General features: G+C 60.1%; 15 protein-coding genes. 9 read left to right on the top strand and 6 right to left on the bottom strand.

Annotated elements, in window-relative coordinates; translation table 11 throughout:
- Positions 1–44 precede the first annotated feature (44 nt).
- Positions 45–1,097 (top strand): SAM-dependent methyltransferase, encoded by a 1,053-nt coding sequence (locus WJU23_RS22140; RefSeq protein ID WP_346334813.1) that lies wholly within the window; start codon positions 45–47, stop codon positions 1,095–1,097.
- Between the two features lie 10 nt (positions 1,098–1,107).
- Here the strand turns inward: WJU23_RS22140 and WJU23_RS22135 are convergent, their stop codons facing one another.
- The 3 genes from WJU23_RS22135 to WJU23_RS22125 all read right to left on the bottom strand — a co-directional run bounded on the left by WJU23_RS22135 (position 1,108) and on the right by WJU23_RS22125 (position 6,299).
- Positions 1,108–2,544: a DUF1501 domain-containing protein gene (locus tag WJU23_RS22135; protein WP_346334812.1), complete on the bottom strand. Its 1,437-nt coding sequence runs from the start codon at positions 2,542–2,544 to the stop codon at positions 1,108–1,110.
- Between the two features lie 37 nt (positions 2,545–2,581).
- Entirely contained in the window at positions 2,582–5,176 is a 2,595-nt protein-coding gene (locus WJU23_RS22130) for a PSD1 and planctomycete cytochrome C domain-containing protein (protein WP_346334811.1), read from the bottom strand.
- 148 nt (positions 5,177–5,324) lie between these two features.
- Positions 5,325–6,299, bottom strand: a complete 975-nt coding sequence (locus WJU23_RS22125; RefSeq protein WP_346334810.1) for an SMP-30/gluconolactonase/LRE family protein — start codon at positions 6,297–6,299, stop codon at positions 5,325–5,327.
- 88 nt (positions 6,300–6,387) lie between these two features.
- On the opposite strand from WJU23_RS22125, the gene WJU23_RS22120 reads away from it, so the two are divergent.
- A complete protein-coding gene (locus WJU23_RS22120) occupies positions 6,388–8,088 on the top strand; it encodes an amidohydrolase (RefSeq protein ID WP_346334809.1) in 1,701 nt (566 codons plus the stop codon).
- A gap of 8 nt (positions 8,089–8,096) precedes the next feature.
- Here the strand turns inward: WJU23_RS22120 and WJU23_RS22115 are convergent, their stop codons facing one another.
- The 3 genes from WJU23_RS22115 to katG all read right to left on the bottom strand — a co-directional run bounded on the left by WJU23_RS22115 (position 8,097) and on the right by katG (position 13,361).
- A complete protein-coding gene (locus tag WJU23_RS22115; protein WP_346334808.1) occupies positions 8,097–9,287 on the bottom strand; it encodes a sialidase family protein in 1,191 nt (396 codons plus the stop codon).
- A gap of 71 nt (positions 9,288–9,358) precedes the next feature.
- Positions 9,359–10,912: a sialate O-acetylesterase gene (locus WJU23_RS22110; protein WP_346334807.1), complete on the bottom strand. Its 1,554-nt coding sequence runs from the start codon at positions 10,910–10,912 to the stop codon at positions 9,359–9,361.
- Between the two features lie 190 nt (positions 10,913–11,102).
- Complete coding sequence (gene katG / locus WJU23_RS22105; protein ID WP_346334818.1) at positions 11,103–13,361, bottom strand: catalase/peroxidase HPI; 2,259 nt, start codon at positions 13,359–13,361, stop codon at positions 11,103–11,105.
- Positions 13,362–13,554: 193 nt separating this feature from the next.
- Here katG and WJU23_RS22100 point away from each other — a divergent pair, with 193 nt between their 5' ends.
- From WJU23_RS22100 to WJU23_RS22070, 7 genes are all read left to right on the top strand, one after another.
- Entirely contained in the window at positions 13,555–14,463 is a 909-nt protein-coding gene (locus WJU23_RS22100; protein ID WP_346334806.1) for a LysR family transcriptional regulator, read from the top strand.
- 56 nt (positions 14,464–14,519) lie between these two features.
- Entirely contained in the window at positions 14,520–15,614 is a 1,095-nt protein-coding gene (locus WJU23_RS22095; RefSeq protein WP_346334805.1) for a dihydroorotase, read from the top strand.
- Positions 15,615–15,715: 101 nt separating this feature from the next.
- On the top strand, positions 15,716–16,705 hold the full coding sequence (locus WJU23_RS22090) for an alpha/beta hydrolase-fold protein (protein WP_346334817.1): 990 nt from the start codon (positions 15,716–15,718) through the stop codon (positions 16,703–16,705).
- Positions 16,706–16,765: 60 nt separating this feature from the next.
- On the top strand, positions 16,766–17,878 hold the full coding sequence (locus WJU23_RS22085) for an SGNH/GDSL hydrolase family protein (RefSeq protein ID WP_346334804.1): 1,113 nt from the start codon (positions 16,766–16,768) through the stop codon (positions 17,876–17,878).
- Between the two features lie 28 nt (positions 17,879–17,906).
- Positions 17,907–18,779: an aminoglycoside phosphotransferase family protein gene (locus WJU23_RS22080; RefSeq protein ID WP_346334803.1), complete on the top strand. Its 873-nt coding sequence runs from the start codon at positions 17,907–17,909 to the stop codon at positions 18,777–18,779.
- Between the two features lie 86 nt (positions 18,780–18,865).
- Positions 18,866–19,849, top strand: a complete 984-nt coding sequence (locus WJU23_RS22075) for a c-type cytochrome (protein ID WP_346334802.1) — start codon at positions 18,866–18,868, stop codon at positions 19,847–19,849.
- An 82-nt stretch (positions 19,850–19,931) separates the two neighbouring features.
- Positions 19,932–21,389, top strand: a complete 1,458-nt coding sequence (locus WJU23_RS22070) for a PhoPQ-activated protein PqaA family protein (protein ID WP_346334801.1) — start codon at positions 19,932–19,934, stop codon at positions 21,387–21,389.
- Positions 21,390–21,466 lie beyond the last annotated feature (77 nt).

Genomic DNA, 21,466 nt, shown 5'->3' with positions numbered 1-21,466 from the left:
TGATAACTTAATGGCTGTTGTGCGTTTGCGCCACTTGTTTCCCAATGACCACCTTGACAAGCATTTTGCACGACAAGATTTCCGCTTCATTTTCCAGCAGGCTGACGTTTGCCGAGGTGATGGACCAGGCTCTGTACCACCCCGAATATGGATATTATGGTCCGGGGCCGCGCCGGATCGGGCGTAGCGGGGATTTTTATACCGCCGTTTCGGTGGGACCGCTGTATGGCAGATTGCTGGGAAAACTGGCCCTGGAACTCAAGGCGGAGATGGGCAGTCCGGCGGATTTTGTCATCATCGAGCAGGCGGCGCATGACGGCCAGCTGGCAGAGGACATCCTCGCTGCGGTGGATGTACCTTATTTCATCGTGGAACCGAATCCTCGATACGAAGATGCTCAGCGTCAACGGCTTGCGCATTTTGAAGAACGTGTGCGCTGGGTCGCCTCGCTGGCGGATTTGCCTGCCGTTCCTGCGTTTTATGTTTGTAATGAGCTGCCAGATGCCATGCCGGTACACCTGGTGCGCTGGGATGGTGCCGCATGGCAGGAGCTCTACGTTCAGAGGGAGGGCGATGGCCTGGGGTTTATACCCGGCCCGCCGTCCTCTGAAAAACTGGCTGCCGAGCTTAAACGGCTGCCCGTGGATCTGGGGGAAGGATACACCACCGAGGTCAATCTGGCAGCGCTGGACTGGATGGCCGAACTGGCCGCCGCGCCTTTTTGCGGGGCGGTTTACGTCGCCGATTACGGCTTTGATGAGGCGGAATTGTATTCGCCGGAACGCAAGACCGGCACCCTGCGCCGGTATAAGGGCCATCAGACGGATGACCGCGTGCTGGAGGACCTGGGCGAATGCGACCTGACTACGCATGTGAACTTTACGCGGCTGATCGAGGTGGCGGAATCCGCAGGCATGAAACTGCGGACGTATGAGCTGCAGGGCCGGTTCCTGGGCAAACTTGGTTTATCCGTGCTGGCCGGTCTGGAGGGAAAAACGGATACGAATACCCAGGCGCTGCTGCGGCAGTATCATTCCCTGACGCATCCGGCCTTCATGGGGCGGCTGTTCCGGGTGCTGATGCTGTACAAGCGATGAGCCGTCAAGTTTACGAGAGTATACCCTTCACCACCTGGCCGGGCATGCCATTGAGGATGGTTTCGGCGCGGCCATTGCGTTTATAGGTCAGCTTGTTCGCATCCAGGCCGAAGAGGTGCAGGACGGTGGCCAGGTAATCGTAATGATGGACCACCTGGTCCACGGCATGGAGGCCCCATTCATCGGTGGCTCCATGGATGTGGCCTTTTTTAACTCCACCGCCGGCCATCCAGATGCTGAACCCGTCGGTGTTGTGGTCGCGGCCCGGCTTGGCATTTCCCCGGCCTTGGATCACTGGCAGGCGGCCCATTTCGCCGCCCCAGAAGACGAGGGTGTCATCCAGCATGCCGCGTGATTTGAGGTCCTTCACCAGCGCAGCGCTGGGCTGGTCATTGGCGGCGCAGCGGCGCTGGAGGGATTCATTGATGTTCTCGTGCATGTCCCAGGAGTAATCCCAGATCTGCACAAAACGGACGCCGCGCTCCACCAGACGGCGGGCGATGATGCAGGCCTCCGCCAGGCGGCGGGTGCGGGTGTCTTCGGTGCCGTAGAGTTTCCGGGTGGCGTCCGTTTCTTTGGAAATGTCCAGAGCATCGCTGGCGGCAGTCTGCATGCGGGCGGCGAGTTGATAACTGGCGATGCGGGCCTGCAGGTCCAGCTCACCGGGATGCTCCAGCAGGTGGCGGCCATTGAGCTTGTCCAAAAGCGAGAGCTGTTTTTCCTGGGCGGGGCCTTTCAGGTAGGCGGGAGGGTCCAGGTTCATGATGCGCGGCTGCTGCTCACGCACATGGGTACCCTGGAAGACGGAGGGCAGCAGGCCGCTGGCCCAGTAAGGCGAGCCGGGCGGGTTTTTCCCAACCACAAGTGCAACAAAGGATGGCAGGTTTTGCGATTCGCTGCCCAGGCCGTAGCTCAGCCAGCTTCCCAGAGCCGGGCGCCCGCTGAGGCCGCTGCCAGTATCCAGTGCCTTCATGCCCGCGACGTGATTGCGGATGCCAGTGAGGTTCATGCTGCGGATGAGGCAGATGTCATCGGCGATGCTGGCGGTGTGCGGGATCAGCTCGGAAAGCTCCATGCCGCATTCGCCATGCGGGGTAAATTTGAAAGGGCTGCCCATGACGGTGCGGGTGGCGCCGCCGGCGTTGTCGAACTTGATTTCACCACCCGGGAAGATCTTGCCGTCCCACTTGTTCAGTAGGGGCTTGGGATCAAACATGTCCATGTGGCTGGGGCCGCCACCCATGAAGAGGGAGATCATGGACTTGGCCCGTGGCGCATGGTGAGGCTGCTTGGGCAGGTTGTCATACGTCACCCGCTCCAGCAGCGGCTTCTCGGGTGCATTGGCAGCCAGCAGGCCATCCTTTTGCAACAGGGACATGAGGCCGAGCGAGCTCAGATTAAAAGCACTGGTGCCTAAAAAATGGCGGCGGGAAAGGCAGGAGGACATGGCGATGAGAGACAGGAATTAAAAGCAGCAGCAAGGATCAGTCCACATACATGAAACGGTTGGACCCAAGCAGCACCTGGCACAGGCTGGCCAGGGCTTTTTCAACAGGATCCACATCGCCCTTTTTCAGCGGCTGACTGGAGAGCAGGGCAGATTGTTCGGTCAGATAGTTTTCGAGATCTTTTAAATCCGCGCTGGCAGGCTCGGTTCCATACGCAAGCCTCCAAGCAGAGGTGACCTGGGCGCGGGCATCGGCGGCACCCTGTTGAAGGATGCGCTTGGCAAAAAACTGCGACTGCTCCACCAGAAAGGCGCTGTTCATCATGAGCAACGACTGCGGGGCGACGGTGCTGACGTTGCGCAACTCGCAGTTAGGCTCCATCTGCGGGGCATCAAAGGCGGCGAGCTGATAAACCGGTGTGCTGCGGCGTTGCGTCACATACACGCTGCGGCGGAATTCCAGGCCGCCGGGGGTGGGCTTGTCCATGCCGACGACGACCTGGGCATTGGCATCTTCAAAGATGGGCACAGGTGCACCGAAGGAGGCGGCATTGAGCCGGTCCGTGGTGGCCAGGATGGCATCGCGGAGAGTCTCTGCCTCCAGACGGCGGACGTTCATGCGCCAGTAGCGGGCGTTGGCCACGTCCACGCGCTCGGCTTCAGGCCGTTTGGCCGAGCTTTGGCGGTAGGTGGCGCTGGTCATCATCACGCGGTGCAGGTGCTTGAGGCTCCAGCCATTGTCCATGAACTCGGCCGCCAGCCAGTCCAGCAGTTCCGGGTGCGTGGGCAGCTCTCCCTGGGTGCCAAAATCGCCGGGCGTATTCACCAGGCCGCGGCCAAAGTGATGCAGCCAGAAGCGGTTCACCAGCACTCGCGCCAGCAGGGGATGTTTACCGTCAGTGAGATGACGTGCATAGGCGAGACGGCGGCCCGTGGTGGGCAGGCTGCGGTCCTTGGCGGGGAATTCGATGGGCTGCTCAGGACGCAGGATGGTGAGGTCACCGGGATTCACTTCCGGGCCGGGGCTGTTGTAATTGCCACGAAGGAAGAGTTTGGTCACTGGCAATGCGGACTTGTTGCCAAAGGCCACCGGTTCAACAAAAGCACGAACAGTTTCCTCAACAGGTTTTTGGTCGCGGATGGCTTTGGCGCGGGCGGTGTTGTCCGCCAGAAAATCCGCCAGCTCTTTCTCGCGGTCGTAATTGGCTAGGAAAAGGTTCAGGGGACCGGCGTTGGCCGCCACCTTCAGGAAGGGATGGTCACCCAAATATTTTTTTTGATCTTCGCTGAGCGATTTTTGGTCCTTTTGCCAGGCCAGACCTGCAGTTTTAGCAAACTCGCGTTTGTCCTCCGGGATCTTTTTCAGCTCTTGTTCAAAGACCCAGGCCTGCAGCTCCACCAGTCTTGGCTGCACTTCTGCCTCAACTTCCTTGGCCTTCGCTTCCAGTTCTTTGGAGAATGCTTTTTGATGCTCGGTCAGCAGGGAGATTTCCCGCTGCTTGGGGTCGCGCCATTTCTGCCAGTCCATGCCCGGTTCAAAGAGGGCGCGCAGTTTGTAAAAATCCACCTGCGGGATGGGGTCATACCGGTGGTCGTGGCACTCGGCACAGCCAACGGTCATGCCTAACAAAGAGCTGGAAACGATTTTGACCGTCTCGGTGAGCACGCTGTTTTTGGCCAGGGCGGCATCGTCATTGCGGCTGCCGGTGCCGTCCGGAGCCATGCGCAGAAAGCCGGTGGCGATGAGTTTGTCCTGCTGCTCAGGGGTGAGATTCTGAGGCGGCATGGGGATCATCTCATCGCCGGCGAGCTGCTCCTGGATGAAAGCATCGAAAGGCTTGTCCGCATTGAAAGCGCGGATGACGTAATCGCGATATCGCCAAGCGGTGTCGCGCGGCGTGTCGATGTCGTTGTAACCTTCACTGTCAGCATAACCGACCACGTCCAGCCAGTGGCGGCCCCAACGCTCACCGTATTGGGGCGACTGCAAAAGGTCATCAATGAGGCGCTCATAAGCATCCGGCCGCGTGTCCTTGATAAAAGCCTGCACCTGCGCCGCTGTGGGCGGCAGACCGGTGAGGTCAAAGGCGGCGCGGCGGATCAACGTGGCGCGGTCGGCCTGAGAGGATGGCTGCAATTTTAACTCCGTCAGCCGGGCCTGAATGAAGGCATCCACGGCATTGCCTGTGCTCTTCAATGCTGGCACGGCACTGCGGCGGATGGGCTGATAGGCCCACCAGGCACGCTCCTCCTCCGTGATGTAAGGCCCCGTGATCTGCTCCGGCTCCGGCCGCACCGTCTTCGCACCTTGGGCAATCCATTGCTCGATCTTGGCGATTTCTCCGGCACTGAGTTTCTTGTCTGCCTTGGGCATCTCGCCGTTTTTGACGACCTCCAGCAGCAGGCTTTCGTGCGGTTTTCCTGGAACGATGGAAGGGCCGGATTCACCGCCCTTTTCCAGGAAGTGCTTCAGCCGCACATCCAGGTCGCCCTTCATGTGGCCATCCTCACCATGGCAGTGGAAGCAGTGCGCCTTGAGGATGGGACGGATGTCCTTCTCAAAAGACAGCTCCACAGCAGCGGAGGCGACCGGGGCAATGAACAGGCAGAGGATGGAAAAAGTGAACTTCACAGGCAGCCCAAACCTACGGTTTCTGCGCTCGCGTGCTTGCAGAAGCCGGTGATCGCGGTCCTTTAGAACGGAAAGAGGTCACAATATAACAAGGTGTGAGGCCATCCTGGCCTCAGCATGAGGGCGGGATGGCCTCACTCCTTGGGGATCAATACCCTTTCACCAGCGTCTTCACCCGCAGGAGAAACATGTCCGCTGTGACATACATCGTGTCCTTTTCCGGCCCGCCCCAGGCGCAGTTGCCGGTGGGCACACCGGTCAGGATGGAGCCGAGGTGCTTGCCCTCCGGGCTGATGACCAGCACGCCGCCGGGGCCGGTGGTCCAGATGTTTCCCTTCACGTCCACCTTCATGCCATCGCAGCCGCCTTTGCGGGCCTCGGACTTGAGCGGCTGCGCATGGAAGAACAGGCGGCCGTTTTTCACGCTGCCATCGGCCTGGAGGTCATAGGCCATGAGCCGGGCGTTGTCCTTGTCGGAGACGGCGATGTACAGCGTCTTTTCATCCGGGCTGAGGGCGATGCCGTTCGGCCAGAGGATGTCCTCGATGATCAGGCTGACATGGCCGTCTTTGTCCAGGCGATAGACGCCATGGTAAGGGGCATCCGGCTCGGTGCCTTTCTTCATGCCGTAAGGGGGATCGGTGAAGAAGATCGCGCCGCTTTTGGCGATGACGAGGTCATTGGGGCTGTTGAAGCGTTTGCCCTCATACTTGTCCGCGAGGGAGGTGAAGCTGCCGTCTTTTTCCAGCCGCGCGATGCGGCGCTCTCCGTGCTGGCAGAGGATGAGGCTGCCGGCGGCATCCACCGCCAGGCCGTTGGACCCCTGGCCATTGCCGCTGAGGCTGCCGCTGGGTTTTAAAAACGTCGCCGCGCTGGTATCGCCTTCCTTCCAGGCAAAGACGGTGTTCTCAGGCACATCAGAAAAGAGGATCTGCCCGTCCTTCCAGACGGGGCCTTCGGACCAGTTGAACCCGGTGGCGAGAACTTCGACCTTGGAGTCTGGGGCGATCAGTTTGTCAAAGGCCGGGTCCAGCCGCTCGATGCCGCCTTTGAATTCAGGCGCGGGATCAGCGGCGAGGGTAGCCGTGAGGCTGAGGAGGAGAAGTAGGAAAATGTATTTCATAAAAAGCGGAAGCCTAACGTGCAGCACTGTGGAAGGGCAAGTGTTGAGTTGTCCGCACGAAGAATGCGCGATGATGCGTTGGTAGCCCATGCGCATTCCTGCCCTGTTTTTTGCCCTGACCCTGCCGCTGGCAGCCGCCCCGGATCTCATCCTGCATCATGGGCGTGTCATCACGGTTGATGAACGGTTTAGCTTTGCGGAAGCGGTGGCGGTGGAGGCGGGACGCATCGTGGCAGTCGGGGACAATGACGAGGTGCTGGCGCTGAAGGGGGAAGGAACGGAGCTGCTGGACATGCAGGGGAAGACACTGCTGCCGGGGCTCATGGATTCCCATGTGCATCCCTCCGCCGCGATGACGGAGTTTGAGCATGAGATTCCGACGATGGAAAACATCGCCGATGTGCTGGCCTACATCCGCACCCGCGTGGCGGCCTCGCAGCCGGGGGATCTCATCAGCCTGCGGCAGATCTTCATCACGCGGCTGGAGGAGGGGCGATACCCCACACGCGCCGAGCTGGACGAGGTGGCCCCGGAGAACCCGGTGGTCTTTTCCACCGGGCCGGACTCCATGTGCAACAGTCTGGCTCTGAAGCAGGGGAAGATTGACCGGGATTTCAAACTGCCGGAAGGTCATCCGGGCAAGGTGGAGAAGGATGCCAACGGCGAACCTACCGGGCTGCTGCGCGGCTTTGGCCCGGGGCTCAAGTCGGCCAAGAAAGCGAAAAGCGCCACGACGGAGGATACTTATAACCGCACGCTGGAGCTGTTTCGAGATTACGCCTCTGTCGGCCTAACAACGATTGCGGATCGAAACTCCGGCAGCAGCCTGCTGGCGCTCTATGAGAAGATGCGGGAGAAAAAAGAACTGCCGGTCCGCGTGCGTGTGTCCATGGGGCTGAACGCCATGAGCCTGTGGCCGGCGATGGAGAAATCCATGGAGGACATCATCAAACATCCATTGACGAAACCGGATCCGGAGCTTCAGATCATCGGCACCAAGGTGTTTCTGGACGGCGGCATGCTGACGGGCAGCTCCTTCATGAGCAAGCCCTGGGGAGTCAGCGAGGCCTATGGCATCAGCGATCCCACCTATCGTGGCGAGCAGAAGATCCCCGTGGACCGGCTGCGTCAGATGGTGGCCAAAATTGCCGGCGCCGGGCTGCAGTTCACCGCACATTCCGTGGGCGATGCGGCGGTGGCGACGCTGCTGGGAGTGTATGAGGACGTGAACCGGGAGACCTCCATCCGCGACAGCCGCAGCAGCGTGACGCACTGTAATTTCATGCAGCCGGAATCCATCGCCAAAGCCGCCGCGCTGGGCGTCTGCGTGGACCTTCAGCCCATCTGGCTGCACATGGACGGACGCACCTTGACCCGGCACTTTGGCGAGAAACGCATGGCCCTGTTCCAGCCTCTGCGTGCCTGCTTTGACCAGAAGCTCATCGTGGGTGGCGGCAGCGACCACATGCAAAAGATCGGCTCCTTCCGCAGCGTGAACCCATACAATCCCTGGTTAGGCATGTGGACCGCCATCACCCGCCAGGCACGCAAGCTGGACCAGCCGGTCCACATTCAAAACGCCATCACCCGTGAAGAAGCGCTGCGCCTTTACACCACCAACAACGCCTATCTGCTGAAGCTGGAGAAGGATACGGGTTCCATCGAAAAGGGCAGGCTGGCAGACCTGATCCTGGTGGACCGCGATCCGCTGAACTGCCTCATTGATGACCTGCCGCAAACGGTCGTGTTGAAAACCTGGTTAGGCGGCAAAGTGGTGTTTGAGAAGTGAGAAACGCTTCATTGCTGCGGAGCCGTTTTCTCCGCAGTGACGCGGGCGGGATCCCAGATGGTCCCGGCAATGTAGGGCTCCGGGCCTTGTGCTTTGTCGTGATAATAATAGACGCTGACGACTTTTCCATCCGGCCGCTGGACAGAGCGCGGGTAACCGATGTCCCAGCTTGCACCGTCATCGCGCAGGATGACTTCGCCGCCCCAGGTGCGTCCGTCATCGCTGCTGAAGCTGGCGCGGAGGCCGTAGGGTTTTGCGCGGTAGCCATAGACGACGGCAAGGCGGCCGTCTTGCAGCTTGAGCAGGCTGGGGGGATTGGTGCGGCTGCGGAGGCCGGTCATGGCGACGGCATCGCAACGGAGGTCCCAGGTTTTTCCATTGTCGGGGGAGTGATAGGCGGCCAGCGGCTTGCTGCTCACGCGGATGACGGTGAGCAGTTCCTTTTCATTGAGCCGAACGCTGGAGGGCATCACGTGATAGCCCTCCGGCTCCGGGCCGATCCATGAGACAAACTCCCAGCTCACACCGCCATTCTTGGTCTGCACGCACAACGTCCGGCCCGTCTTGCCATCGGTTTTCCCGGCGGATAAAAAGGCCATCAGATCGTGCGGACCATTGACGATGTAATCCGTGCGTGCACCGATGCCCGGCGTACCAAACAGCGGCAAAGCAAAGGGGCCGTTCCAGTTTTTCCCCCGGTCATAGGAGAAGTAAAAGCGGGACTGGCCGCCGCCGCGATAGTCTTCCATGCGGAAGGTGAGGGCTAGGCCGGGGTGCGTGAAATCAATGGCTTCATTTAGCTGCCGCAGCGGTGGAATATCCACGCCGGGCAGTGGCTTGCCCATGAGCATGGCACCACGCGGAACCATGACGCCTTTTTCAGAGGGGTCGGTGACGGTCCAGGTCTCCCCGCCATCCAGGCTGCGCGCCAGGAGATGATGCTCCGGTTTTTTGCGGTCCACTGCGTGGGTGCTGCCTTCGTAGTCTTTAAAATGGGCGGCACTGAAGCCAAAGAGAATCTCATCTCCCCAGCTCCAGATGCCGTGGTTGGCAGGCCAGCCGCCGAAGCGGCCCTTTTTGTGATAGACCACCTGGTGCCGGATGGCGGGGGCCTCCTTTTTCTCATCTCCTGGTGCATTGGGTGGTACAAGGAGAGCCAGTGTAAGAAGCCAAAGCAGGCGGGGAGGAAAGGAGATCATGAGGAATCCATTAATGATGTTTCATGGTTGCCACACCGCTGTCTTCATCCGCCACGGTTTTGAGCTTGGCGTTACTCCTTCGGCTTTGTGGTCATTGGGAAGTCATCGGTGCGGAAGGGCGTCACCGGCAGACCGTCAATGCTGTAGAGATTGCACACCGGGTTGTTGGCCCAGGCATAACGGACGGCCACAGGCTTGGCCACCTCCGGGGAGCTGACTTCCACTTTGTCACGGCTCATGATCTTGGCATTGGCCCACACCCATTTGCGGTCCTCTCCGCAGATGGCAAAGCCCTTCACCTCGCTCACATCCACGGTGCGCAGGCTGGAGCCGAAGTTGTCCATAGTAACGATCGCTTTGCCACCATCGAAGGCCACCGATTTATATTCCGGGCTGCGATGGCGCAGCTTGAGACCATAATCATTCACCAGGGCAAGACGGGCCAGGCGCTCGGCCACATCGCGTTTGTTTTTGGGGTGGATATCATTGGCATCCCCCAGGTCAATGATGACGGCCTGGCCGCCGTTTTTGATGACGGACTGGGTCTTGGTCTGGCTTTCGCGGAGCTCTGCCCAGGCGCTGTCACCGGGGGTGGGGACTTCCGGCATGAAGTCAGCCAGTTGCACCCAGTAGAAGGGGAAATCCCCCTGCTTCCACTCCTGGCGCCAGTGCTGGATCATGAGCGGGAAAAGATAGCCGTATTCATAGGCGCGGCCGGCATTGGATTCGCCCTGGTACCAGATGGCGCCTTTGATGCCATAACCGATGGTGGGCAGCAGCACGCCGTTGTAGATGTTACCGGGCCGGGATTTGCCGCCGAGGATCTCTTTAGGGCCTTGCGGAGCGCGGGTTGCAAAGGGCTGTTTGGCTTTGGCGGCTTCGTTCTTCTTTTTTGTCCAGGCAGCCATGGCTTTCTCATGATCTGCCAGCGCTTTCTCCGTGGACAGGTTCTTTTCATTTTGAACCCAGCCGGCCATCAGGCCTTTGAACCGGGCATCCTTTTCCAGCACGTCCCGGCGTACCCAGGCCTCTGCTGCGCTGCCGCCCCAGGCATTGTTAATCAGGCCCACGGGCACGTCGAGCATTCGGTGCAGCACCCGTCCGTAAAAATAACCCACGGCACTGAAGGGTCCCACCGTCTCTGGTGAGCACTCCTTCCACTCGCCTTTAAAATCCTGTTGAGGCTCCTGCGTGCCCACCTGTGGCACGGAGATGAGTCGGATGTTCGGATACTTCGCCGTGGCGATTTCCAGATCCGCATCCCAGCACCCGTTCACGGACCACTGCATGTTCGACTGTCCGGAGCAGACCCACACCTCGCCTACCAGAACGTTTTTCACCACCTTCTTCGTCGTGCCCTGGATGGAGATCGTGGCCGGTTTGGCATTCGCTGGCACAGCGTCCAGCTTCACCGTCCATTTGCCATCTGCTCCTGCCTTGGCCGTCTTTGTCTGGCCGGCAAACTTGACCGTCACCTCCGTGCCGGGTGTGTCCCAGCCCCAGAGCGGGTTGGCCTGCTTCTGCTGCAGGACCATGTTATCCCCAATGATGGCGGGGAGCTTGATTTCCGCCTTCGCCAAAAAGGCCAGGCTGGCAAGGAGTGAAGTGAGTGCGAGTGTGCGCATATAGAGCGCAGTAGTACGTTGGGAGAAGTCTGAACCCTTCGCCCATCCATCAAGAATGTGCGGATAATGCAGCGCGGTAGCTCCCATAGACTGTCTCCAGAAGGGGGGCGGCTATCTGCCCCAAACAAAAGCCCACCCCGACCGATGAAGGCCGGGATGGGCTGGCAGATGAGCAGCGCTCAGCCTATAATTACTTCTTCAAATCAAAGCGGTCGGCGTCCATGACCTTGGTCCAGGCGGCGACGAAGTCGGTGACGAACTTCACCTCGGCGTCTGCGCTGGCATAGACTTCAGAAATGGCACGGAGCTGGGAGTTGGAACCGAAGACGAGATCAACGGCGGTGGCAGTCCATTTGGTATCGCCGGTTTCCGCGTCGCGGCCTTCATAGAAGTGCTCGCACACATCGGACTTTTTCCAGTCCGTCCCCATGGCCAGCAGGTTCACAAAGAAGTCATTGGTCAGGGCTTCGCGGCGCTTGGTCAGGACGCCCAGATTGGGGTCGCCAACGTTGGTGCCGAGCACGCGCATACCCCCGACGAGGACGGCCATTTCCGGAGCGGAGAGCTTCAGCAATTGGGCGCGGTCAACAAGGTTCTCAGGCGCGGGGCGGTCAAGCTCATGGCCGAGGAAGTTGCGGAAACCGTCGGACTTTGGTTCCAGCACGGCGAAGGCTTCGACGTCGGTCATCTCCTGGGTGGCGTCTGTGCGGCCCGGATGGAAAGGAACCTCAAGGGTGTGGCCCGCCTTTTTGGCAGCCTCTTCCACACCGACGCTGCCGCCGAGCACGATGAGATCGGCGAGGGAGACCTTCTTGTTACCCGACTGGGCTTCGTTGAATTCCTTTTGGATCTTCTCAAGCGTCTCCAGGACTTTGGCGAGCTGCTTTGGCTGGTTGACTTCCCAGTCCTTCTGCGGAGCCAGGCGGATGCGGGCACCATTGGCGCCGCCGCGCTTGTCGCTGCCACGGAAGGTGGAGGCGGAGGCCCAGGCGGTGGAGACAAGCTGTGGGATGGTGAGGCCGGATTCGCGGATCTTGCTTTTCAGTGCGGCGATGTCCTGCTCGCCAACAAGCTCATGGTCCACGGAAGGAACGGGATCCTGCCAGAGGAGTTTTTCTTTGGGAACGAGGGGGCCAAGGTAACGCTCAGCCGGGCCCATGTCGCGGTGGGTCAGCTTATACCAGGCTTTGGCAAAGGCTTCGGCGAACTGGTCGGGGTTTTCCAGGAAACGCTTGGAGATTTTGGCATAGGCCGGGTCTTCCCGGAGGGCAATGTCCGTGGTGAACATGATGGGCACGTGGCGCTTGGCCGGGTCGTGCGCATCAGGTACCATGTCCTTGCCAGCGCCGCCTTTGGGGATCCACTGGGTGGCTCCGGCCGGGCTTTTGGTTTTCTCCCACTCAAAGGCAAAAAGGTTGGTGAAGTAGCCGTGGGACCAGGCGGCAGGGGTGGAGGTCCAGGCACCTTCCAGGCCGCTGGTGATGGTGTCTTCGGCATTGCCTTTGCCATGCTTGTTCTTCCAGCCGAGGCCCTGCTCTTCCAAAGGAGCACCTTCTGGCTCAGGTCCGACGTTTCCATCGGGCTTGGCTGCACCGTGTGCCTTGCCGAAGGTGTGGCCACCGGCGATGAGCGCGACGGTTTCTTCGTCATTCATGGCCATGTTGCCGAAGGTGGCACGGATATCCTTGGCGGCGGCCAGAGGATCAGGGTTGCCATTGGGGCCTTCCGGATTGACGTAAATCAGGCCCATCTGGACGGCAGCGAGAGGCTTTTCCAGCTCCCGGTCGCCGCTGTAGCGTTTGTCTCCCAGCCATTCAGTTTCAGGACCCCAGTAGATGTCTTCCTGCGGTTCCCAGACGTCTTCACGCCCGCCACCGAAACCAAAGGTCTTAAAGCCCATCGTCTCCAGGGCGACATTACCTGTGAGCACCATCAGGTCTGCCCAGGAAATCTTGTTACCGTACTTTTGCTTGATGGGCCAAAGGAGGCGGCGCGCCTTGTCCAGGTTGGCATTGTCCGGCCAGCTGTTCAGCGGGGCAAAGCGCTGCGTGCCGTATCCGGCACCGCCACGGCCATCACTCAGACGATAGGTTCCGGCACTGTGCCAGGCCATGCGGATGAAAAACGGGCCGTAGTTGCCATAGTCGGCAGGCCACCATTTCTGCGAGGTGGTCATCAGCTCGCGCAGGTCCTTCCGCAGGGCTTCCAGGTCCAGTTTTTGAAACTCCTTGGCATAATCGAACTCGCCTCCCATGGGGTTACCCTTGGGGGAGTTTTGATGCAGAATTTTGAGATTGAGCTGCTCAGGCCACCAGTCGCTGTTGGACATTCCTCCGGCGGCGGTGTGGCGCATGGGACCGGCGGGTGTGCCCATGACGGGGCATTTGCTGGCGTCTTCGGCTGGTTTATCCGGTGCGGCGGGGGCCGCAGTGTCCTGAGCTGATGCCATCATGACCGGAGCCAGCATCAGAGTGGAAAGCAGGGCCCTGAATTTTGGTAGTTTCATAGCGTAGTAGGTGGGTTGGGTGCGTCGCGGACTCGGTTGAGGCCGAACAGGGGAATGTTATGCCGTGAAATGCATCATGCATCCAATGCATTATCAGAATGCTTGCTATGCGAAAAACGCATTGCTAGATGATTCCATGAGAAACACCTTGGATTTCCAGTCGCTTGAGCAATTCGTCGTCCTGTCGCGGACGAAGAACTTCACTCGGGCAGCAGAGGAACTGAATCTCTCCCAATCAGCCCTGAGCCGGGCCATTCAGAAGCTGGAAGACCAGCTCGGCCAGCCGTTGTTCGAGCGCAAGCCTCGCGAGGTGGTGCTGACGGACCTGGGGGAGCTCCTTTTGGAACGGGCCAGGAAGATCCTGAAACTCGTGGAGGACACCTTTACCGAGGTGGCTGAGGCAAGCCGGCGGGGCCGTGTGCGGCTGGGGGCCATCCCGACGATTGCGCCTTATTTTCTGCCCAGTCTGCTGGGCAGCTTCGCGGAAAAACACCCGGACATTTCGGTGATCGTTCATGAAGACACGACGGAAGCACTGATCAAAAGCTGCAGTCACGGTGAAATTGACCTGGCCATTGTGGCGCTGCCGATCATCGCTAAGTATTTGGAAGTCGAGCCGCTGTTTTCGGAAGAGCTGCTGCTGGTGCTGCCTGCCGGTCATCCACTGGCGGAAGAGGAAAGCATCCGTGTGGCAGCGGTGGATGGCTACCCCTTTGTGATGCTGAGCGAGGCGCACTGCCTGGCGGAAAACATCTCCTCCTTTTGCCGGCGGCAGTCGGTGCAGCCGGTCACGGTGGAGCGCACCAGCCAGCTCACCACTGTGCAGGAACTGGTGGCGCTGGATCACGGCGTCTCCATCGTCCCGGAAATGGCGCGCCGGATTGACGTCAGCAACCGTCGTGTTTATCGCTCCTTTAACGGTGAAAAACCGCTGCGCACCGTGGCCCTGATGTGGAACTCCTATCGCTACCAAGGCAAGGCCTTCAAAGCCCTTGTGGAGCATGTGCGCCAGCAGGCTGCGCCGGGTGAAATCGTGGAGTCCTGAAGGTGGCGGCATAAGCTCTTGATTGATCCGGGAGGAGTCCACGCTAACAGAATCCCATGACACTTGATCTCCCGAAATGGTTCGACCTCCATACTCACTTCCGCCAGGGACCGGCGGTTGAAGCTTATATCAAAGCGCATCGAGACATGGGCTGCGCGGGGGCGCTGGCGATGCCGAATACGCAGCCGCCGGTATCAAGGGTCTCAGGAGCGGCCCAGGCGGATGGCTGGTCCATTGAGAGTTATTCGGCGGAGCTGAGAGCGGCGGGGGCGGATGCCTTTGAGCAGCTCATTGTGCCGCTTTATCTGACTCGGCATACTACGGCGGCAATGATCCGCGAAGGGGCGGCCTCCGGGCTGCTGCGGGCCTGCAAGTACTACCCGCCCCATGGCACGACGAATTCGGAGCATGGCATGCCGATGGATGACCTCATCGGTGGAGAGGTTTTCCGAGCGATGGAAGAGCACGGAATCATCCTCTGCATCCATGGCGAGCAGCATGCACTGAGCGGGCCGGATTACCTGGATGCGCATCAGAATGCGGAAACGCGTTTCTACACGGAAAGGATGCCGCGCCTCATCGAAGCGCATCCAAAACTGCGCATCGTGTGCGAGCACATCACCACACGCACAGCAGCGGAGTTTGTGGCCGCTGCGCCGGAGCATGTGGGTGCGACGATTACGCCGCAGCACCTGCTTTATACCATGGGGCATCTGATCCAAGGGCTGAAATACCACCTCTACTGCCTGCCCATTGTGAAGTTTCAAGATGACCGTGCAGCCTTGCGCCAGCAGGTGACAAAGGCCAGTCAAAACAAGTTTTTTGCCGGCACGGACAGCGCTCCGCATACGACCAAGGCGACGGCCTGCGGCTGTGCAGCGGGATGTTTCACCGGAGGGTGTGCGCCACAGCTTTATGCGATGGCTTTTGAGGAAGCTGGGGTGGATCTGGGCAGTGCGGAGGGGAAGGTTTTGTTTGAGCGTTTTCTGAGTCTGAATGGCCCCGCCTTCTATGGCTTTCCAGCTTCGACGCAGCGTTTCCAGATGGAAAAGGCGGCAGCACAAACGGCCATCCTGGAAACATCTGCGGGTCCGGTGACACCGCTGCCTGCCGGCATGGGCGTGGGGCTGACCTGGAGGATCGTCGCTTAAAGTCATCCAAACACGTTTCGAACATGAACGACAGATTCCCTATGCCCTCCTGGTCCACCCTTCTCTGCAGCGCCGTTGCCATCGGATTCATTGGCCTAACCATGAATGCAGAAGCCGCTGATGCGCAGAATCCGGCCACGGATGGCGACGGGCATTTCACCATCGGTCCCGATTACCAAACAGACCCGGATCTGACGGACCGTGGCAACCCGAAAGGCCGGACCTTCATGTTCAAGATGGCGCTGGCGGACAGCCAGATTTTCCAGGGTACTGACACCACGTTGGAGCCGGAAAGAAAGCCGGTGCGGACGGAGCGCAGAATCACGGTTTATGTGCCTGCTGCCTATCAGGACGGCACCCAGGCACCGCTGCTCATCATCCACGACGGGCCGGGCAAGATCAAACAGGTGGCGCATGCACTGGACAACCTGACGGTTTCCAAAGATGCCAAACGCAGGCTGCCCGCCTTCATCGCCATCGCGGTGGAGAATGGCGGCAATGATGGCAAAAGCAGCCAGCGCGGCCTGGAGTATGACACCATGTCCGACCGGCTGGCCCGCTTCATTCATGACGAGGTTTTGCCAGCCGTGCTCGCCAACGCGGAGATCAAGGCCGCTTATCCGAAGTTCGCCCTCACGGAGAATCCCTGGGGAAGGGGAGTGATGGGCTGCAGCTCCGGTGGTGCCGCGGCGCTGACGATGGGCTGGTTCCGCCCGGAATGGTTCAGGCGCATCGTTGCGTATTCCGGTACCTTTGTGGATCAGCAGGATGATGATGCACCGGAAGAGGCGCAGTTTCCGCTGGGAGCCTGGGAATATCATTCTGGCATGAAGCTCATTGAATCCAGCGAGGTGAAGCCGCTGCGCATCTTCACCCATGTGTCTGAAAACGACAACCGCGCCAATGACCCGGAAGAAACCTATCACAACTGGGTGATGGCCGGCCTGCGCACGGAGGCTGCCCTGGCCAAGAAAGGCTACCCCCACCGGTTCATCTTCAGCAAGGGCACCGGCCATTGTGACAAACGGGTGTTTGAGCAGACCCTGGCAGATACCCTGGTGTGGATCTGGCAGGGATATCAGGCTGAGTGAGTCCAGGAGATGCAGAAAACCCTTTCGTACAACGTTTCTTCATTTCTCCCTTCTGACCGAATGAACAAGACTTCCCTGATCCGCACCACACTGTTCGTTACATCCCTATTGTTAGGCTGTTTGGCGGCTGCAAGCTCAGCAGCAGAACCGGCCACGCAAACCATCCCTTTCCCCGATCCTCGCATCACCGTGTGCGGCCTGGGCTGGTGGAAGGAGGAGACAAAGCTGCAGCGCTTCCCGGACCGGCTGAAGGACGTGATGCCGCCCAAGGTCTGGAGCCTGGCGCGGGCCCCGGCCGGAGTGAGGCTGCGCTTCCGCACGGATTCTGTCACCCTGGGCCTCCTGGCGACCACGGGCACTTACCGGATAGGGCCATCCGTGCCTACCGCACTGATTGGCGTGGATGTCTATGTGGACGGACGTTATCTGGGCAGCGGCCTGCCGGATGCGGAGGCGCTGCTGAAAAAACAATGGGAGCTGGGCACGGAAAAGCAGATGCGGGATGTGGAAATCTACCTGCCCACCAGCGGGGCGCCCGTGGTGAAGGAAATCACCCTGGACAGCGGAGCTGCGCTGGAGCCTGCCAAGGCCTACTCCCAAGAAAAGACGGTCGTTTATTACGGCTCCAGCATCACTCAGGGCGGGCACGCATCCAATCCGGGAGTGGCTTTTCCCTGTTTGTTAGGCCGCTGGCTGGACATGGATTTTATCAATCTGGGCTTCTCTGGCAATGGCCTGGGTGAGCCAACCCTGGCCCGCGCCGTGGCGGAGATTCCGGCGGCTGTCTATGTCATTGATTACTGGGCCAATCCTCCGCCGGAAGTCTATGCAAAGACCTTCCCTGAGTTCATTGACATCATTCGCGCCAAACATCCTGAGACACCCATCGTGGTCACCGGGCCTTATTACAATCCGTCCGAAATCATTGGCAGCCGCATGGGCGAATACCAGCTTGAGAAGCGTAAGATGATCCCAAAGCTGGTGGAGGATCGGAAGAAATCCGGAGACAAGAACATCCATTATGTGGACGGCTTTGAGCTCATCTCCCCCGACAATGCAGACGGCCTGTCCGATGCCCGCCACGCCAACAGCTACGGCATGTTTCTGTATGCCCGTGGGCTGGAGCCGATGCTGCGCAAGGTGCTGAATCTGCCAGAAGCACCTCGCAGGTAAGCTGGTAAAAGAGCTCCTTTGCAATCCCATGTCCCGCCCCGATCTCCCCATCCGCGCCGCTACGGAAACTGTGCTTGCCCATGGCATCACGCCAGACCGGTGCGACATCCTTCAAGACAGCAGCACGCTGGTGCTCAGGCTCACGGAGACACTGGTCGCCCGCGTGGTGCAGGATGTGGACGGGCCGCGTCAGGGGACAGAGTGGTTTGCGCGGGAAAATGCCATTGCCCTGCACCTCACGCAGCAGGGTGCGCCCAGCATCCCGCTGCATCCGGACCTGCCTCCGGGGCCGCATGAACACTTCGGGTTTCCAATGAACTTTTGGTTATACGTCACTGCCATCGAGGCTGAGCCTTCGCCGGAAGAAGTGGGCCGGACGCTGCAAGAGTGCCATGCCATTTTGCGCAGCTTTGACCAGCCGCTGCCCAGGCTGGCCATCGTGACGGAGAGCCTGGCGCTGCTGGAGCCGCTGGAAAGGCGCGACTTGTTTCCGGCGGAGGCACTGGAGCTTCTGCGCAGACATCTGACCACCTCTTTGGAAGCGCTCGACCGTTTCCCTCATCAGCCCTTGCATGGGGATGCGCATCTGGGGAACCTCATGAACACGACCTCCGGCCTGCTGTGGACGGACTGGGAAGATTCATTCGCAGGGCCAGTGGAATGGGATGTGGCTTCGGTGATTTGGAACGCAAAACTTTTGGAGGATGATCATGAGACGGTGAACAGGATTCTCGCTGCCTATCGTGATGCAGGGGGTGTGATCAATGAGGAAGCGCTTCATCACTGCCTCATTGCACGTGCGGCGGTGATCTCGGCCTGGTATCCCATTCTTTATCCGCGCCCGGATGCGGAGAGGCAGTCCAAGCTGCAACGACGGCTGGACTGGCTGGCATCTGTGTGAGTCGCATCAGACGGGAGGTTTTATTAGGCCAGGCCCTGGTCTGTGCTTGCGGGGTGATAACGGATCAGCTAAAGAGCCGCCCGTTTATGAAGAAGCTGTTAAAAATCCTCGGGGCGCTGGTGGCCATCGTTCTGTTGCTCGTCATCGCTGCCGTGGGCTATGTAGTGAACTTTCTGCCCAACATCCCCGTGCAGGAAGGCCTGCGCGTGGAGGCCACACCGGAGCGTATCGCCCGTGGTGAATATCTGGCCAACAGTGTTTCGGTCTGTATGGACTGCCACAGCACCCGCGACTGGTCGCTTTTCTCCGGCCCACTAAAACCGGGCACCCTGGGCATCGGCGGCGAGCGCTTTGACCAGAAGATGAATTTCCCCGGTGCCTTCATCGCGCCTAACATCACCCCGCATGCCCTGAAGGGCTGGACCGATGGCGAGCTTTACCGCGCCATCACCAGCGGAGTCAGCAAGGATGGCCATCCGCTGTTTCCCATCATGCCTTACCCGTCTTATGGCAAAATGGCCACCGAGGATGTCTATAGCATCATGGCGTACATCCGCAGCCTGCCGGCTGTGGAAAGCAGCCCAGTGCCATCCAAGGCAGATCCGCCGGTGAATGTGATCATGCACCTCATGCCGCAGCCTGCGGCCCCGGTGGAGCTGCCTGCCAAGTCGGATCCCGTGGCGTATGGCGGCTACCTGGCCAATGCGGCTGGCTGTACGGAATGCCATACGAAGATGGAAAAGGGCAAGCCCGTTGGCGAGCCATATGCCGGCGGATTTGAGTTTGCCATGCCGGGCGGCACCGTCCGCTCCCCCAACATCACCCCGCACCCGGTCACCGGCATCGGCGCATGGACCAAGCAATTGTTTGTGGACCGTTTTAAATCCTATGCGCCGGGCAAGTTCACACCCCCACCGGTAGATTCTGCCAAAGGTGAAATGCAGACCGTCATGCCCTGGACCATGTATGCCAGCATGACGGAAGAAGACCTGGGGGCAATTTATGAATACCTGAAAACCCTGCCGCCAGTGGAAAACAGCGTGGAGCGCTGGACGGTGACTGCCCGCTGAGTTTTGGAAACTCGCTCCAGGTAGATGTTTGTACGACAGGTTTGGCCATGCCGGTCGTTCTTGGCGGCACCCCAATGCCGACATGAAACTTTTCACCTGTCTCCTCCTTCTCACCCTTTCGGTCGCCCAAGCTGGGATCACCCGCAGTCAATTTGACATGGCGGCCGTCCGGGATGTGACCACTTTGGAAACGGAGATTCTTTCGGACTGGAAACCCCTGGCCAAGGATCCTTCCATCCGTCAGAAGCTGGTCGTGATCACCCTCTGCGAATGGTGGCCAGGACAGAAGGTTCGCCTGCCTGTCACCTTCAATGCCCCGGCAGATGCCCCCCCCTGCACCCGCCTCGTCATCGCCAATGCCGGGTTGGCACCCAAGGCCGCCGCCCCCACCGGGACCATGCTGCGCCTGCTGAAGGAGCACGGCGTCGGCATCGTCCTCGTCGGCATGGGCACCATAGATGCCATGGCCCCTGCGCCCATTCTCCTCAGCGGCATGAAAGAGCACCTGCTGGCCACGAAGGACACCCGCTACACCCCCGCCTGGATCTGGGGCATGAGCGACATGCGCGCCATTACCGCTGCCGTGGCGGAGAAAGACGTTTTTCAGCCGCAGCAGATCCTCGTCACCGGCGGGTCCAAGCGCGGCGTCGCTGCCGCTGCCGCTGGCATCCATGATGACCGGGTGACGGCCATCATGCCGGTGGTCACTCCCATTCTGGATTCCCCTGGCGGCCCGTATGTCCATGGCATGCTGCCGGAGGAGATCACCCGGATGAACCGCCAGTTCCTCGCAGACATCACGGCTGGAAAAGTTCCTGCTGTGCCTGCCACGGCTAGCGGTCCGCTGGCCGCCCGCGCGAAGACCCAGGCCGGGCAGCGCATCGATGAGGCCGCTGCCAGGGCCGCCGGCTGGAGCGAGGAAGAGATGAAAGCCATGTGCACTGCCGCCTGGGATGTCTGCCGCATCACGGACCACTGGCCCGCGCTGCAAGCCCGGGGCCTGGAGGTCTTTTACAACCAGGGCTCCAACGACAACGTCAGCCCCGGCCTGCTGGAGCTGGGCCGCCGTTTCCCTGCCTTTCCCCTCTGCATCTTCCCGGGCGGCCAGCATGGCGGGCCCAAGGACACTGGCATGACCAAACAGGTGTCCTCACTGCCGGAGGTAGAGGCAAATCTCCATGCCTTCGCCCTGCATCACTTTTTCAAATCCCGCCGCCGGGTGGCCACGCCGGAGATCATCACGCAGTGGGACAAGGCCGCCCGGACGCTCCGTCTCACCGCCACTTTCCCCGATGGCAGCCGCCCCCAGGACAACCGCCTCTGGATGTCTGCCGACCGCCACCCGGACTACTCCATGCAGATGGAATTTGATGCCTGGACCTCCATCCCCATGACGGCCAAGGGCACCACCGCTTTCGAGGCCAGCCAGGTTGTTGAGCCGGGTATCAAGACGCTGGACCTCATCACCGTGCATGCCCATGCCGAGGACGGTTCCACCCTTACCGTGACAAGCCCCTCCCTGCGCGTCGTGCTGGATTGATCCTGCGACTTCCTTCATCTGGAATGCGTAGCCGCGAACCAGCTATATGTTCAGCTAACAAATAGTTTGGCAGCACC

The sequence above is a fragment of the Prosthecobacter sp. SYSU 5D2 genome (assembly GCF_039655865.1).
In the GTDB taxonomy this organism is placed as follows: Bacteria; Verrucomicrobiota; Verrucomicrobiia; order Verrucomicrobiales; family Verrucomicrobiaceae; genus Prosthecobacter.
Note: the sequence above shows the minus strand (reverse complement) of the source record. Positions and strands in the feature narration are given on the sequence as shown.